The sequence below is a fragment of the Indolivaga macrotermitis genome (assembly GCF_900128985.1).
Lineage (GTDB): Bacteria > Bacteroidota > Bacteroidia > Bacteroidales > Dysgonomonadaceae > Dysgonomonas_A > Dysgonomonas_A macrotermitis.
The window spans coordinates 61,918-76,202 of the sequence record NZ_FQUC01000009.1 but is presented as its reverse complement, the minus strand read 5'-3'; the positions used below and the strand labels follow the sequence as shown (position 1 = coordinate 76,202).

Below are 14,285 nucleotides of genomic sequence, written 5' to 3'. Positions count from 1 at the left end.
GAAAAAAACATGATTATTGAAAGCTTAAAATACGTACGGTATAAAGGTAAACCCTATGAATGGGGTATAGAAGACAAAGATGGAAATCCTACTAATTTCGATAATATTAATTTATTTGTCGGAAAAAATGCTGTTGGGAAAAGCCGTACTCTTTCAGTAATTTGTGATATCGCACGTTTACTATCTACGAGGAAGCAAGTATCAGATCTGAAATATCCTGATATTAAGTATCAGATAACCCTTAGGGAAGATTCCGTAAGATATGAATATGACATTTCTATTGAAGATTATACCATAGTAAGTGAAGTACTCAAAGTAGATGGGGTTGAAAAAATAAATAGGGAAAATAAAACTATCTTTTCAGAAAAAACTCAAAGTGTGCAACCTCTTACTATTCCAGAGACCGAGATTATCACATCACTTCATAAACAAACCGAAGACTATCCATACATAGCTGAAATCTACGAGTGGAGCAATGCTTTACGGCATTATACATTTACAAACCAGTTCGAAAAAAACACATTGCTTGTATCGGACAATGAGCTGGATAACCTTCTGTTAGCAAAAGGATTGGATCCGGATAATATCATATCTATATTTTCTAAAGGTAAACAAGATTTCGGTTCCGACTTTATACATGCTATTATTGATGATATGAACCAGATCGGATATCCAATCAGCGATGTAGATCTGTTTCGGAATAGAAAAGGCCTTGGCATATCCGTTCAGGAAGAAGAGCTGCCAACCCCTACCCTTCAACTGGATATGTCTCAGGGAATGTTCAGGGCATTGTCTTTTATCATACAGCTGAATTTCGCTATAAAAAGCAAGATATCGGTATGCCTCTTGATTGACGATTTAGGCGAAGGTTTGGATTTTGCCCGTTCAAAGTCGTTGATAAATATACTTATACATAAAATAAACAACTCATATATTCAGATTTTTATCACTACCAACGACAGGTATATTATGAATAAAATACCGTTGAAATACTGGACGGTAATCGAACGTTTGCCTAAGTGTTCACACTTCTATAATTATAATAATTCAAAAGATATCTTTGATGATTTTAAATATACCGGTTTAAATAATTTCGATTTTCTTGCAACTGACTTCTATTTGCATGGATTTGAGAATCAGGAAGAAGAATAAACGGTACGAGTCAACCACATGAAGAAAATCGCATTCTTTGTCGAAGGGCAAACGGAACAAATTTTTGTCAATAGGCTTGTTAAAGAGATTATTGGCAGTAGCAACGTAACAGTTATACAAAAAAAAATATCGGGAGGGACCAATGCTCCTAAACGGGAATTTGTACGCAGTTACAGCATTTCGCGTAAACCGACGTTTACAGCCCTCATTTATGATTGTGGTTCTGACAACCGCGTAAAATCCGAAATATTAGATAATATAAAAAGCCTTCGCGAGAGTGGGTATAATTGTATTGTTGGACTCCGCGATTTATATCCATTACCTATTGATGAACTTCCCAGACTCGAAAAAGGGTTGAAATTCCTGCCATATTCACTAAGAGAACTTAACAATCCTTTTGACATTGTTATTGCTGTCCGTGAAGTAGAAACCTGGTTTTTAGCAGAAACCAGCCACTTCATGAAAATAGATAAACGCCTTACAGGCCGTTTTATCGAACGGCACTTAGGGTTCGACCCATACAATATAGATCCTGTATCGAGAGAACATCCTTCTGAAGATCTAAACAGGATTTACAAACTAGTCGGAAAATCATATACCAAGAAACACTGGCAAGTCGAAAAACTTGTCAGCAGATTAGATTTCAACAAGATCAGACGTGATCTTCGCCCGAAGATTCCGGCTCTCAATACTTTGATTACAACTATAGAATCTGTTAAGAAGGCAAAGCTGGTACATCAGCCAACAACAAATATCTGAAACTTTCTCTCCTTCTTTTTAATAAAACAAAAAAGACAGCCTGAAAATTCAAGCTGTCTTTTTATAATTTACAAGACCTTTATTTAAGCCTCTGCTTCTGTTTTAGGAAGAACAGAAACAAAAGATCTTTCATTCTTTCTTCTACGAAAAACTACTACACCATCAACTAAAGCATATAGAGTATGGTCTTTACCGATACCTACATTTTCTCCGGGATGATGAGTTGTTCCTCTTTGACGAACGATGATGTTACCTGCTTTCACAATTTCACCACCAAATGTTTTAACGCCTAATCGTTTACTTTCCGATTCACGGCCGTTCTTCGAGCTACCTACACCTTTCTTGTGTGCCATTTTCTTCTAAATTTTAACTGATTAAGCAATAATATCTTTAACTGTAACTTCTGTAAATTGTTGACGGTGACCGTTCAATTTACGGTGTCCTTTTCTTCTTTTCTTGTGGAAAACCAATACTTTGTCACCCTTTACGTTGTCACCAACTGTAAGAACAACTTTTGCACCGCTTACATAAGGAGCACCAACAGTTACAGAACCACTGTTGTCAACTAATAATACTTTTTCTACTTCGAAGTCAGAACCATTATCTGTACCTACATGATGAACAAACAATTTTTGACCTTTTTCAACTTTAAATTGTTGACCTTGAATTTCTACAATTGCGTACATTTGCAATATAAATTTTTACAAGTTATGTGCCTGAGGCGAATCACTTTAGTGCGATTACTTGTTAGCCTATTAGCAATCAGGGCACAAAAATATAAAAAATCAATCAAATACACAATATTTAGCCTTGCATTTTTCACCTTATTTTAGAAGAGTATCCGATAATTAATAGAATTTTTTCTGTACATTGCTACTGAATTTCTATTTAATTTACCATGCACATAATTCTTTTTACTTAAACACTTCTTATATTACTTTTACCAATTAAATTTAATCAACCTCTCAATATGCCAAGAAAATATATTGTTTTATTTGCAGTAATACTCATTGCTGTTGTCACTCTATATAAACTATTAGAATCAGGATATTTACGGTTTAATTACCCATCTTTTGACAAATATCCCATACATGGAATTGACATATCTCATCACCAAAAGACAATAAATTGGGATACATTATTTGAGAAAGAAAGTAAATATGTACAGTTTGTATTTATTAAAGCAACAGAAGGAGCAACGCATAGGGATAGTAAATTTGAAGACAATTGGAATAACGCAAAAAAGAGAAGATTACTAGTCGGAGCCTACCATTTCTTTTCTTTTTGTAGTAAAGGATCGGAGCAAGCCGCCAATTATATAGAAGTGGTACCTTTGGATAGTTTGGCCTTACCTCCTGTTGTCGATTTAGAGTTTGGAGGAAACTGTAAAGAAGAAAATAGAATGCCCGATTTATTTAATGAAATTGTTGAATTCATTTCGATTATTGAAAAACACTATAAGAAAAAAGCCATTATATATGCTACTCAAGAATTTTATGATTTATATTTAAAGAATGAATTAACAACAAACCCAATATGGATAAGGGATATCTATAAAAATCCGGAACTTGAAGAAGGAAGAGAGTGGGCATTTTGGCAATATGCGAACAGAGGAAGATTGGAAGGTATAGATACATTTGTCGATATAAATGTATTCAATGGAACACATACTGATCTTGAAAGGCTACGGAAAGAAAGGATTCATGAGGATTCAGTTGATTAAACCAAAAGAGAAGAAAATACTCTCATAAAAGTATCAAAAAGTCATTAAGAAGCATTTATCAGAGCCTGTTATGAAAGTTTCGCAAATATTTAAACAGACTCTTAAATAATTTCTATTATTTTTGCACACAATATCAATCATTGTGCAGTTTCATTATTTATGGCAATTACAAAAACCAGAAATATGCTTATTGACGTCGCCCGGCAGTTATTTGCTAAGTTGGGAGTCGAAAATACAACCATGAATGATATAGCCGTTGCATCACACAAAGGACGGCGTACGCTCTACACTTATTTCAATAACAAGAATGAAGTATACAAAGCCGTAGTCGAAACAGAGCTCGATAATATGGTTAAAGCACTGCAAGATGTAGCCGCAAAAGATTTACCGGCTGACGAAAAGCTAATGCTGTTCTTTTATACCCGGCTGGATGCCGTAAAAAAGGTTGTTGCCCGGAACGGTAATCTTCGAGCAGACTTTTTCAGAGACATTTGGAGAGTACAGAATGTCCGTAAAACTTTTGACCGAAAAGAAACAGAAATTCTGAAACAAATATTACAAAAAGGAGTAGATGAAGGCTCATTGAGTATGCCGGATGTAGACTTTACTGCCGAAATCCTTCATAATGCTCTCAGAGGCCTCGAAGTTCCATATATACGGGGACTTATAAATCCTATTGACTCGGATAATAAACGCAGGTATTTAAATATATCCCACTTAATCTTTCAGGGAATCAAAAAGAAAAAATCAGATTAACAATAAATTAATTAATTCACTTAATAACTTATTATGAAATTATTGGAAGGCAAGACAGCCATTATTACAGGTGCTGCCAGAGGTATAGGAAAAGCTATCGCATTAAAATACGCTCAGGAAGGAGCAAACATTGCATTCACAGACTTAGCTGTTGACGACAACGCTAAACAAACCGAAAAAGAAATTGCCGCTTTGGGTGTAAAAGCGAAAGCTTATGCCTCTAATGCAGCAGATTTTGAAGATACACATAAAGTTGTAGACCAAATAGTAAAAGACTTTGGACGTGTTGATATTCTTGTTAATAATGCAGGAATCACACGCGATGGGCTTATGATGCGTATGAGTGAGCAACAATGGGATATGGTTATCAATGTGAATTTAAAATCAGCATTTAACTTTATTCATGCCCTTACTCCTGTAATGATGAAACAAAAAGCCGGAAGTATCATTAACATGAGCTCGGTAGTAGGTCTTTCAGGTAATGCCGGACAAACAAATTACTCTGCATCTAAAGCGGGTATGATTGGTTTAGCTAAATCAATTGCGAAAGAATTAGGATCAAGAGGTATTCGTGCAAATGCAATCTGTCCCGGATTTATCATTACAGAAATGACAGGAGCTTTGTCTGACGAAGTAAAAGCAAAATGGGCTGAGCAAATTCCTCTCCGTCGTGGAGGTACACCGGAAGATGTTGCAAATGTTGCAGTCTTCTTAGGCTCTGACCTATCTTCATATGTAAGCGGACAGGCTATCCCTGTTTGTGGTGGTATGAACATGTAAAAACCTCTGACTTGCTTGTTTTTTGTATTAAAGACAAATAGAAACCATACGGTTTTTATTTTTAAGCATATGATAAAGACATGAAGATTATATATCTTTGTGTCTTTATTTTTTATAGCAAAACGAAAATGACCGTACTATACGAAGACAATCATATCATAATAGTAAATAAGACCACTTCTGAAATTGTACAAGGAGATAAGACAGGGGATAAACCTCTATCTGAAATAGTAAAAGAATGGTTAAAGGAAAAGTACAATAAACCGGGGAATGTATTTTGCGGGGTAACTCACAGACTAGACCGACCGGTAAGCGGAATCGTTGTATTTGCTAAAACAAGTAAAGTCTTACCGCGCCTAAATAAGATGTTCCAAGAAAAAGATATAAAGAAAACATACTGGGCTATATCTAAGAATGAACCAAAAGAGCCTGTCGGAACATTGATCCATTATTTGGTAAGAAATGAAAAGCAAAATAAATCGTATGGATATGAAACAGAAAAGCCCAATTCTAAAAAGGCAATCTTACATTATAAACTAATAGCTCGATCAGATAAATACAATCTTCTGGAAATCGACTTGGAAACCGGTCGCCATCATCAGATCAGATGCCAGCTGGCTAAGATGGGCTGTGTTATCAAAGGTGATTTAAAGTATGGAGCTGATCGTTCTAACCCTGACGGCGGAATAAGTTTGCATGCACGGAGTATCAGCTTTATACATCCTGTATCAGATAAATTAATTGAAGTAACAGCTCCTGTTCCCGATGATAATCTATGGAAAGCATTCGAAAAACAATTATCCGAATAATTGACGGAATGCCTCATCTACTTTCCGTACACTTATTATTTCTATACCAACTTTCGTTGTAAAGCCTTTTAGATTATTATGAGGTATCAGAATTTTAGTAAATCCTAATTTTTCAGCCTCTAATATCCGTTGTTCAATCCTGTTTACAGGTCGGATTTCGCCTGAAAGACCAACTTCACCGGCCATACAAACATGTCTTTCGATAGAAATATCAAGACTGGATGATAATACAGCACTAATAACCGCCATATCAATAGCCGGATCATTCACTTTCAATCCTCCGGCAATATTCAGGAATACATCTTTTTGAATAAGCTTAAACCCTGCCCGTTTCTCTAAAACAGCCAATAGCATATTCATTCGCCGTATATCGAATCCAGTTGCAGATCTTTGAGGTGTTCCGTATGCTGCCGTACTTACCAATGCTTGCGTTTCTATCAGAAAAGGCCTTACACCCTCTATAGCTGCTGCAATAGACACACCACTCAGCCCTTCGTGATTTTGTGTTAATAACAATTCTGAAGGATTGCTCACTTCACGCAACCCATTTTGACGCATTTCATATATACCTAATTCGGCTGTACTACCAAAGCGGTTCTTTATACTACGAAGAATCCGATACATATAATGCTGATCTCCCTCGAATTGAAGTACTGTATCCACAATATGCTCCAATACTTTAGGGCCTGCAATACTACCCTCTTTATTAATATGTCCTATCAAGATAACAGGCGTACCTGTCTCTTTCGCAAACTTAAGAATTGCCGCAGAACATTCCCGTACTTGAGACACACTACCGGGGGAAGACTCTACAACATCGGTAAATATCGTTTGAATAGAGTCTATCACCACAAAATCGGGTTTAGTATTCTGTATATGAACGAATATTTGCTCCAGATTAGTTTCGCAGACAATGTAACAATTTTGGCTCGAAGGATTTATCCTGTCAGCACGTAGTTTTAATTGGCGGGCGCTCTCTTCTCCTGATATATATAAAGTTTTTAATGAAGAAAGAGAAAGTACTGTTTGCAGAATTAATGTTGATTTCCCGATACCGGGTTCTCCACCCAAAAGGATCAATGATCCGGGAACCAAACCGCCCCCTAAAACCCTGTTTAACTCCCCATCTTGAATATCGAGACGAGGTTCTTCACCAGTCAGTACATCTTTTAATAATATTGGTTTGGCTTTTGGTGTATCGAGAAACACCCCAACCCGTTTCTTTTCCGAATCTTTAGCAATAACCTCTTCTACATATGTATTCCATTCTCCGCAGATAGGACATTTTCCTAACCATTTAGGTGAATCGTTTCCACAATTGCTACATACATACACCGATTTAGTTTTAGCCATAATTATTTGTCTCCGAAAACTTAATTCTTAATAAATTTGTCCGTCTGTTTACCATTTCCACTCTGAATAACAACAGTGTAAACCCCACGGCTCCAATCACTGATATTAACTGACAAAGTCGATGAACTATAACCCTTCTTGCTAAATAACAAACGACCTGCAATATCAAATATTTCCACTGTTCTTATTATCGATTTGGAATTTATATTTATCTCGTTTGCAGCCGGATTAGGGAATAAAGTATAATCTACTGAACTATCTATAATATCATCAGTTCCTGCAACAATACCATTAGGATCATACCCAACTAAAGATGTTACTCCTGTATTATCAGGGTCTAAATATTGTTTAAAATGTAAAGAACTATCTGAGTACTTATCCCATAGATAATTTAGCCTACCATAATAATCCGGGCCGAATGGGGAAGAGCATGTACTGGATCCCGCTGAAAGAATTCCAATTATTAAGCCATTTTCATTAAATAAAGGAGCTCCTGATGATCCTGAATTAGTGACTCCATTTCCATCATATACCACTCTTAGGTGAGCTAAAGTAGCAGCCGTCACACCTTCTGCTGTTAATGTAGCAGTAGCCAAAGGTGTATCATATAATGTCAATTTTTTTATATCAGCTAAAGGCTGATGAATAACTGCTCCACTCTGTGCTATTGCAGAACTATTATCCCATCCGTTAAAGTATGCCTTGTATGATGCAGGAACAGAAGAGGATAATAGCAATAAAGCACCATCACCTCCTTGCTTTAAAGGGATGAAAGACTTTAGTGTAGACCCTACAACTGTCTGGGTTATATCCGGTTGTTTAGTTCCGGTTGTACATCCCCACTCCTCATAATTAAAGTAATAGATTATAGATTCGAATCCTGCATATGTAACGCCATGATCATTACTGAAACAGTGAGCCGCTGTTAGTACATAAGGGGTTCCGTCTTGCCTTGTATTATTTATCAAACTACCAGTACAAGCCCACCAACGACTATTACGCTTACTAATAACAATAACAACTCCCCTCTTCTGATCTCTCCATGGATTACTCGCAGGAAAACAGTTTATGTTTTGAATACAATTATTACTGGCATCGCCATATACCAGTACATTGTCACTAGCAGCATATAAAGCCGCTCTATTATAAACATAACCTACATCAAGTAATTCGATCCGTGGCTTTTCGTCCGAAATATCGGATGCTACATATTCCAAAGTAAAAGTATCTCCTCGTACTATTTCATTGGCAAATCCTCCACCTGCACGGTTAGTCTGATTTGTGTATGCTCCCAATATTTGAGATTTGTCACTATTATATATGTATAACTTTCCCCCTTCGGGTATGTAGAATTCTTTATAACTGATGATCAAGCCATCAGCATCGGGAGCAGTAACTGTTTGTCGCCATATTTTTTGAGAATCAGGTAATACTGACCAAACTCCGGTACTATCAATATTTAGATTTACGGGAAAAGTTTCGGCTACACGAATTGCTCCATGATTCATAGCAGCAATACTATCTTCCCACATCAGTCTCTTTTTATCTATATTGACAGAGACTTCATATGGAGCAACTGCAGCCCTCAATGAAGTAGTATATTGAAAACTAGGAGGGGTTCCACCCTCACTTATTTGTGATTTAACAGCAGCACTTATTATTAGCAATACTGTTAAGATATAATATTTCAATTGCCTATCCATAGATAAAATACCCATTAGTTTTGTTGTAGATTTTCTATTGTACGAAGCAGACCTAAAACATACGTTTCTACTTCTTCTTTATTGACTAATTCTTCCGTTTCGAAAGTTATTTGTGCCTGACTATAAAAAGGTTCTCTTTTCTCCAGATTATAAGCAACAAATGCTAATAACTCCTCTTCATTCTTATCTTTTATCAAAGGCCGTTTTTCTTTACAAGTATTCAACCTAGCAGATAACAATTCGGGACTGGCTTTTAGGTATATTGTAATTCCTGATGTATTCATAACATCTATATTATCAAAAAAACAAGGGGCACCGCCTCCTGTCGAAATTACAACATCCTCAAATTGAGCGACCTCTTTTAATATTTTATTCTCTATTTCTCTGAATTTCTCTTCACCTTCATCCTCAAACATTTGAGAAATAGTCTTACTATATCGGTTTTGGATAAAATGGTCTAAGTCAATAAATTCAAGATTCATTACTCTAGCCAATTCTCTTCCGGCGGTTGTTTTGCCAACCCCCATATACCCTATTAAAAAAATACGTTTCATTAAAGCGTTTCTTGCAAAAATAACTAAATATAGGCTAAGTGAGCCTTTAATTATAATAAATTCTCATTTATTATACTATAATTTCACTAAACGCAATGTGGTACATATCTTCAGGAATACTTTTGATATGAAATTTATCCATTTTTTAGATACAACAAAGTCCACCCAAAAACCATGACGGCTCAAAAAGTATAACCGATCTAATTCTTTATAAACTTGCGGTGATAATTCTTCTTTAGCCACCATCTGCTTTTCTTCTAAGATCGCCTTTCCCCCTATAGTACTGCTCAACCCGTTTGTGTCATATATCGTTAATGTAACATCAACATACTGAACCTTTTCATGGTTGATTCCGATGGCTACAAAAAATAATTTCCAATCAGACATAATACGCAGCCGTTCGTCATAAAGCCCGTACTTATAAAACATTTCTTTACGGATAAAGAATGCCTGATGAGATAAGAACCCTGAGTATAAATCATATAAAGAAAATAGCCAGTCGCGTCCTTTATAGCTTTTATCTTCAGTGAGAATACCGTCTCTATTCCATATGATATTCCCACAGACAAAGTTTTCTGTTAATTCATTATCAAAAACTTCTAACAGCACTTTATCTGAAACAAAGGCATCACCTGAATTAAGAAAATACAGATAATCGCCTTCTGCTTTGGTTATTCCCTTATTCATAGCATTGTATATGCCCGAATCGGATTCACTTAACCTATAATGAATTTGAGAAGAGTAACTTTGTATTACTTCTAAGCTTCCATCAGTAGAAGCACCATCTATGACAATAAACTCATAATCCTGAAAAGACTGGTTAATAACACTAGCTATTGTTTTTTCAAGACCTTCTTTATCATTTCGATTTATAGTAATAATAGAAAGTTTCATTCTAAATATCTGAAATTTATTTATTCATTGTAAAACTTTGCGTTTTACGATCAAATGATATTACCGGCGGATACCCAAAGTTATCTAATTTAAACTTGTCTAATAACAATTTTGCATTGAGTATTTTAAATCGGGAGAAGAAATCAAAACGGGAACGGCATTTTCGATAACGTCCCAATATATCTCGTTCTTCATCCGTATATTTATTTGCTGATAATACCGATTGTATTTCACTATCATAAGCATCTTTCTGAGACATTGACAATTGTTGATCATCACGCATTCTGAATCCACTCAAAATTGCTGTCGTTACATATAATTTTTCGAAGCGAAAAAAACGATTCCACAGTTCGAAATCCCCGGCATATTTTAATGTATATTCTATTTTTGATCCGGCTTTTTCCCATAAAGACCGTCTCCAGAACACCGACTCTTGCTGTATCCACCGGTATTGCCCTATATATACGTCATATTTAGACCATTGACGCATTGTATGAGGACATTCTACAATACGGCTTTGGGCATCGTATACAGAAGGAAATCCCAATAACCAGGTAACTTCTTTAAACGAATTAAAAATTTCGGCTACAGTAAAGAAAGATTTAGATTGATACATATCATCGGAATTGATCCAAGCCATAATATCTCCCGTTGAACGGGCAAATCCTTTTTGTATAGCATCATACATTCCTTTATCCGGAACACTTTCCCAATAAGAGAGCCTGTCCGAATATTTTTTAATTATATCAACAGATCCATCAGTACTACCTCCATCTATAATAATATATTCCAAATTAGGATATCCTTGCCCTAATACTGAAAGGATTGTCTCTTCCAGATATTTCGCCTGATTATAATTCGGAGTTACGATAGATATTTTTGGATACTTTTCCATTCTCGTTATTTGAGTCTAAATTTTCTTTTCAGAAACCGCTTAATTCGGTAATGTATCGGAGGTATAAAATCAGATGGTTTTAATTCCTGCTGCTCTTGTTCTACCAACATTTTTTCGGCTTCTTCTTTCTTTAGTATTTCTATAAGCTCAGGAATTTGAGTTGTTTGAACATACTCTAAAGACCGCCAACCATTCTCTGCTAAAGGATGTAAATTTTTTAAATGCTTATAGGTATACGAATCTACGAAATTCCACAATTGAAAATACTTTTCGGTGTCAAAATCGTCTTTATGCCCCCAATTTTCTATTTTTTTCTTTATCTGCTCCACATCTTTGGCCCAACTCTGGTGTAAGATCGGACTTGGAACCACATGTGTATTTTTACATTCAGTGTATCTGGCTCTTATAAATTTAGGATTATTAAATGCTACAGGTACATACTCTTCTGCCTCTTTAACGACATAAAAACCATTATCATCTTCCTTATATATTGTATAAAAAGGAGCTAACAGTACTTGTTCCACATCGTAATTCATATGTTTGGAAATATACTCCTTGAAACTTTTGAAATCGATAAAATATTCATCAGCATCTATTTGCACATGCCATCCACCCTCGCCCATAAATTGACTAAGCATATTGCGCTCACGAGTTTCGCACTGCATAGAGGTGAGATTCAAATCGCAAAAATCATCTTCATAAAGGTGAATCTTCTTCTGTGTATCAAAATCCTTCAGCCATTGGAAAAACTCTTCAGGTATTTCGAATGGTTTACCGATCCATGTTCTACGGTTTATATCTACAGCAATAGCTATATACTCCACATCATCATAAATGAGTGGTAAAGAATTTTTAATGTACTCATAATCGTACGATATTAAATATCCTACTTTTATTTCGCTATTTGTCATATCTCTTATTTGTTTATCCCTAATAACTTATACATCCTGTTCAGTATTTTGAATACTAAACCTGCCAGTGAATTCTTTTTCACAAATTCAATGATATATACATTATTTTCCAGTGTTTTTAAGCGTTCGTAATCCGGCAATAAATTAGCAGACATTAATTCAGTTATAACCTGCTTACGCTCGGCAAGATGTTGTTCTCCGTGAGACTTATTTGTGCTGATACCATCCATTTCAAAAACAACTACGTCCGTATCGACAAACGCAGTCTGTTCTCCTCCTAGAATGGCTTGAAAAAAGAATTTCCAGTCTGATACTATTTTAAGTATTTCGTCATATAATCCGTATTTTTGAAACATATCTTTCCGAATAAATGTGGCTTGATGCAACATAGTATTCACAAACATATCGTATACTGTAACAGGTCTGTTTCCTAAATTCTCCCACCTTTCGGTACGGTTACCGTAATCACATATCTGGCAACCTCTGAGCAAAGGTTCTGTGAAAGGCTTGGCAAACACCGAACTCAGTACATTTGTTGAAGCATATATGTCGCCCGAATTTAAGAAATGAAGGTATTCTCCGTTTGCAATAGCAATACCTTTATTCATTGCATTATATACACCTTTATCGGGCTCACTAACCCAATAATTAATGTGATTGGCATATTGCTCTATAATATCCTTACTTCCGTCAGTTGACCCTCCATCAATAACAATATATTCATAATCGATATAATCCTGAGCAATCACACTTTCGATAGTACGCCGAAGTCCTGCTGCATTATTAAAAGATATAGTTATTACAGATACTTTCATTATGCTCTATTATTCAAAACTTTTCTATATACTTCTGCTGTTTGCTCAGCACTTTTGCTCCATGAAAAATCGCTTAACCTTTCTTGTCCTTTCTGAATCAAACTGTCTCTTGTCGCCTTATTATTCATAGCTTCAAGAACTGCGTGACGCAAAGCTTGCGGTGATTTTGGAGCAAAGTACAATCCGGCATCATTAGCCACTTCCCTGAAACAACTGGCATCGGCCAGCACCAATGGGCAACCTGCTTGAAATGCCTCTAGCACAGGAATCCCAAAACCCTCGTAATAAGATGGATATATAAAAACCTGAGCCGACTGATACAAACCAAACATCTGATCGTCTTCAACAAAAACAATCCTGAGCCGGTCTCTTATACCCAATTGGTCAAAGAAGCGGGTTTCTTCTTCGGTAAAATGATCTCCGGTACAAACCACATATAAGTCTTTATCAGACAAAAGGAGCGGCTGTACAGCTGATATGAAAAAACCAAAATTCTTATATCCTAAACGCCTGTCTCCTACATATAGGAGATATTTCTCGGGCAACTCGTTGGGCTTCTTTTTATTATCTGCCAGAGATGAAGCATGATATATTACCGATATTTTCCCTTCCGAGGTACCAAATACATTGATTATGTCCCGTTTAGTATTTTCCGATACTGCAATAATATGGGCAGCATTATCTACCAGTTTTTTCTTGCGCTGAATAAATAGGGGACTATTGATAAATTCCGGATAGAGCTCGATTATCATATCATGAACAGTCAACACATAAGGTTTGCGGTTCAAATAATCAAGATAATAATCTTCGAAAAATGTGGGATGAAAGATATCAAAATTACCTCTTTTAATTGCTTCGATCGATTTCTGTTTATTTATTGCCAGATAATCGGGATATTTAGCAGGATTCCTTTTTTGTAAGAAGGAAAACAGCCTTTTTTTACCCTTAAATTCTATAGATGGTAAAAATGAATAATATGAAAGAAGTTGATTCTTCCAGACGAATGGGATATCTAAATTCTTCAGATACTCATTAAATGAATATTGTACCGAAACCTCAGGATGAACCGTATCCGGAAGATTTCTTATTATTTCTGTAAAATAACGGGAAACTCCTCCAATACGTTGATGTTCAAATATCTGATGATCATACAGTATCTTCATTATTATGTGATCCTTTGA

Annotated in this window: 16 protein-coding genes; 6 read left to right on the top strand and 10 right to left on the bottom strand. The window is 35.8% G+C overall.

The window, feature by feature from the left end; all coding sequences use genetic code 11:
* The first annotated feature begins 9 nt into the window (after positions 1-9).
* A complete protein-coding gene (locus BUC12_RS12525; RefSeq protein WP_062179838.1) occupies positions 10-1,152 on the top strand; it encodes an AAA family ATPase in 1,143 nt (380 codons plus the stop codon).
* Positions 1,153-1,170: 18 nt separating this feature from the next.
* Entirely contained in the window at positions 1,171-1,911 is a 741-nt protein-coding gene (locus tag BUC12_RS12520) for a DUF4276 family protein (RefSeq protein ID WP_062179836.1), read from the top strand.
* Positions 1,912-1,994: 83 nt separating this feature from the next.
* On the opposite strand, the gene rpmA is transcribed toward BUC12_RS12520, so the two are convergent.
* Both rpmA and rplU read right to left on the bottom strand, forming a co-directional pair.
* Positions 1,995-2,264, bottom strand: a complete 270-nt coding sequence (rpmA, locus tag BUC12_RS12515) for a 50S ribosomal protein L27 (protein WP_062179833.1) — start codon at positions 2,262-2,264, stop codon at positions 1,995-1,997.
* 21 nt (positions 2,265-2,285) lie between these two features.
* A complete protein-coding gene (gene rplU, locus BUC12_RS12510; RefSeq protein WP_062179829.1) occupies positions 2,286-2,597 on the bottom strand; it encodes a 50S ribosomal protein L21 in 312 nt (103 codons plus the stop codon).
* A gap of 284 nt (positions 2,598-2,881) precedes the next feature.
* Between rplU and BUC12_RS12505 the strand changes: the two genes are divergently transcribed.
* The 4 genes from BUC12_RS12505 to BUC12_RS12490 all read left to right on the top strand — a co-directional run bounded on the left by BUC12_RS12505 (position 2,882) and on the right by BUC12_RS12490 (position 5,979).
* Complete coding sequence (locus BUC12_RS12505; protein WP_062179826.1) at positions 2,882-3,634, top strand: glycoside hydrolase family 25 protein; 753 nt, start codon at positions 2,882-2,884, stop codon at positions 3,632-3,634.
* A gap of 159 nt (positions 3,635-3,793) precedes the next feature.
* Entirely contained in the window at positions 3,794-4,390 is a 597-nt protein-coding gene (locus BUC12_RS12500) for a TetR/AcrR family transcriptional regulator (protein WP_062179824.1), read from the top strand.
* Positions 4,391-4,423: 33 nt separating this feature from the next.
* Positions 4,424-5,170 carry a 3-oxoacyl-[acyl-carrier-protein] reductase gene (fabG, locus tag BUC12_RS12495; protein WP_062179821.1) on the top strand — a complete coding sequence of 249 codons (747 nt, stop codon included), beginning with the start codon at positions 4,424-4,426 and terminating at the stop codon, positions 5,168-5,170.
* Positions 5,171-5,298: 128 nt separating this feature from the next.
* Complete coding sequence (locus BUC12_RS12490; protein ID WP_062179818.1) at positions 5,299-5,979, top strand: RluA family pseudouridine synthase; 681 nt, start codon at positions 5,299-5,301, stop codon at positions 5,977-5,979.
* Here BUC12_RS12490 and radA read toward each other — a convergent pair.
* From radA to BUC12_RS12450, 8 genes are all read right to left on the bottom strand, one after another.
* Positions 5,968-7,332: a DNA repair protein RadA gene (gene radA / locus BUC12_RS12485; RefSeq protein ID WP_062179816.1), complete on the bottom strand. Its 1,365-nt coding sequence runs from the start codon at positions 7,330-7,332 to the stop codon at positions 5,968-5,970. The genes BUC12_RS12490 and radA overlap by 12 nt on opposite strands.
* Before the next feature lie 20 nt (positions 7,333-7,352).
* Positions 7,353-9,050: a T9SS type A sorting domain-containing protein gene (locus BUC12_RS12480; protein ID WP_062179813.1), complete on the bottom strand. Its 1,698-nt coding sequence runs from the start codon at positions 9,048-9,050 to the stop codon at positions 7,353-7,355.
* Positions 9,050-9,589 (bottom strand): shikimate kinase, encoded by a 540-nt coding sequence (locus BUC12_RS12475; RefSeq protein WP_062179810.1) that lies wholly within the window; start codon positions 9,587-9,589, stop codon positions 9,050-9,052. The genes BUC12_RS12480 and BUC12_RS12475 overlap by 1 nt, the downstream gene beginning before the upstream one ends.
* A gap of 75 nt (positions 9,590-9,664) precedes the next feature.
* Positions 9,665-10,483 carry a glycosyltransferase family 2 protein gene (locus BUC12_RS12470; protein ID WP_062179807.1) on the bottom strand — a complete coding sequence of 273 codons (819 nt, stop codon included), beginning with the start codon at positions 10,481-10,483 and terminating at the stop codon, positions 9,665-9,667.
* Positions 10,484-10,499: 16 nt separating this feature from the next.
* Positions 10,500-11,378 carry a glycosyltransferase family 2 protein gene (locus BUC12_RS12465; RefSeq protein WP_062179802.1) on the bottom strand — a complete coding sequence of 293 codons (879 nt, stop codon included), beginning with the start codon at positions 11,376-11,378 and terminating at the stop codon, positions 10,500-10,502.
* 5 nt (positions 11,379-11,383) lie between these two features.
* Positions 11,384-12,289: a hypothetical protein gene (locus tag BUC12_RS12460; RefSeq protein ID WP_062179800.1), complete on the bottom strand. Its 906-nt coding sequence runs from the start codon at positions 12,287-12,289 to the stop codon at positions 11,384-11,386.
* Positions 12,290-12,294: 5 nt separating this feature from the next.
* Complete coding sequence (locus tag BUC12_RS12455; RefSeq protein WP_062179794.1) at positions 12,295-13,104, bottom strand: glycosyltransferase family 2 protein; 810 nt, start codon at positions 13,102-13,104, stop codon at positions 12,295-12,297.
* Entirely contained in the window at positions 13,104-14,267 is a 1,164-nt protein-coding gene (locus BUC12_RS12450) for a glycosyltransferase family 4 protein (RefSeq protein ID WP_062179791.1), read from the bottom strand. The genes BUC12_RS12455 and BUC12_RS12450 overlap by 1 nt, the downstream gene beginning before the upstream one ends.
* Positions 14,268-14,285: the final 18 nt, after the last annotated feature.

Excerpts from the sequence above, each read along its gene's own strand:
- BUC12_RS12525 (WP_062179838.1), top strand. The coding sequence starts at position 10 with ATGATTATTGAAAGCTTAAAATACGTACGGTATAAAGGTAAACCCTAT.
- BUC12_RS12520 (WP_062179836.1), top strand. The coding sequence starts at position 1,171 with ATGAAGAAAATCGCATTCTTTGTCGAAGGGCAAACGGAACAAATTTTT.
- rpmA (WP_062179833.1), bottom strand. The coding sequence starts at position 2,264 with ATGGCACACAAGAAAGGTGTAGGTAGCTCGAAGAACGGCCGTGAATCG.
- rplU (WP_062179829.1), bottom strand. The coding sequence starts at position 2,597 with ATGTACGCAATTGTAGAAATTCAAGGTCAACAATTTAAAGTTGAAAAA.
- BUC12_RS12505 (WP_062179826.1), top strand. The coding sequence starts at position 2,882 with ATGCCAAGAAAATATATTGTTTTATTTGCAGTAATACTCATTGCTGTT.
- BUC12_RS12500 (WP_062179824.1), top strand. The coding sequence starts at position 3,794 with ATGGCAATTACAAAAACCAGAAATATGCTTATTGACGTCGCCCGGCAG.
- fabG (WP_062179821.1), top strand. The coding sequence starts at position 4,424 with ATGAAATTATTGGAAGGCAAGACAGCCATTATTACAGGTGCTGCCAGA.
- BUC12_RS12490 (WP_062179818.1), top strand. The coding sequence starts at position 5,299 with ATGACCGTACTATACGAAGACAATCATATCATAATAGTAAATAAGACC.
- radA (WP_062179816.1), bottom strand. The coding sequence starts at position 7,332 with ATGGCTAAAACTAAATCGGTGTATGTATGTAGCAATTGTGGAAACGAT.
- BUC12_RS12480 (WP_062179813.1), bottom strand. The coding sequence starts at position 9,050 with ATGGGTATTTTATCTATGGATAGGCAATTGAAATATTATATCTTAACA.
- BUC12_RS12475 (WP_062179810.1), bottom strand. The coding sequence starts at position 9,589 with ATGAAACGTATTTTTTTAATAGGGTATATGGGGGTTGGCAAAACAACC.
- BUC12_RS12470 (WP_062179807.1), bottom strand. The coding sequence starts at position 10,483 with ATGAAACTTTCTATTATTACTATAAATCGAAATGATAAAGAAGGTCTT.
- BUC12_RS12465 (WP_062179802.1), bottom strand. The coding sequence starts at position 11,378 with ATGGAAAAGTATCCAAAAATATCTATCGTAACTCCGAATTATAATCAG.
- BUC12_RS12460 (WP_062179800.1), bottom strand. The coding sequence starts at position 12,289 with ATGACAAATAGCGAAATAAAAGTAGGATATTTAATATCGTACGATTAT.
- BUC12_RS12455 (WP_062179794.1), bottom strand. The coding sequence starts at position 13,104 with ATGAAAGTATCTGTAATAACTATATCTTTTAATAATGCAGCAGGACTT.
- BUC12_RS12450 (WP_062179791.1), bottom strand. The coding sequence starts at position 14,267 with ATGAAGATACTGTATGATCATCAGATATTTGAACATCAACGTATTGGA.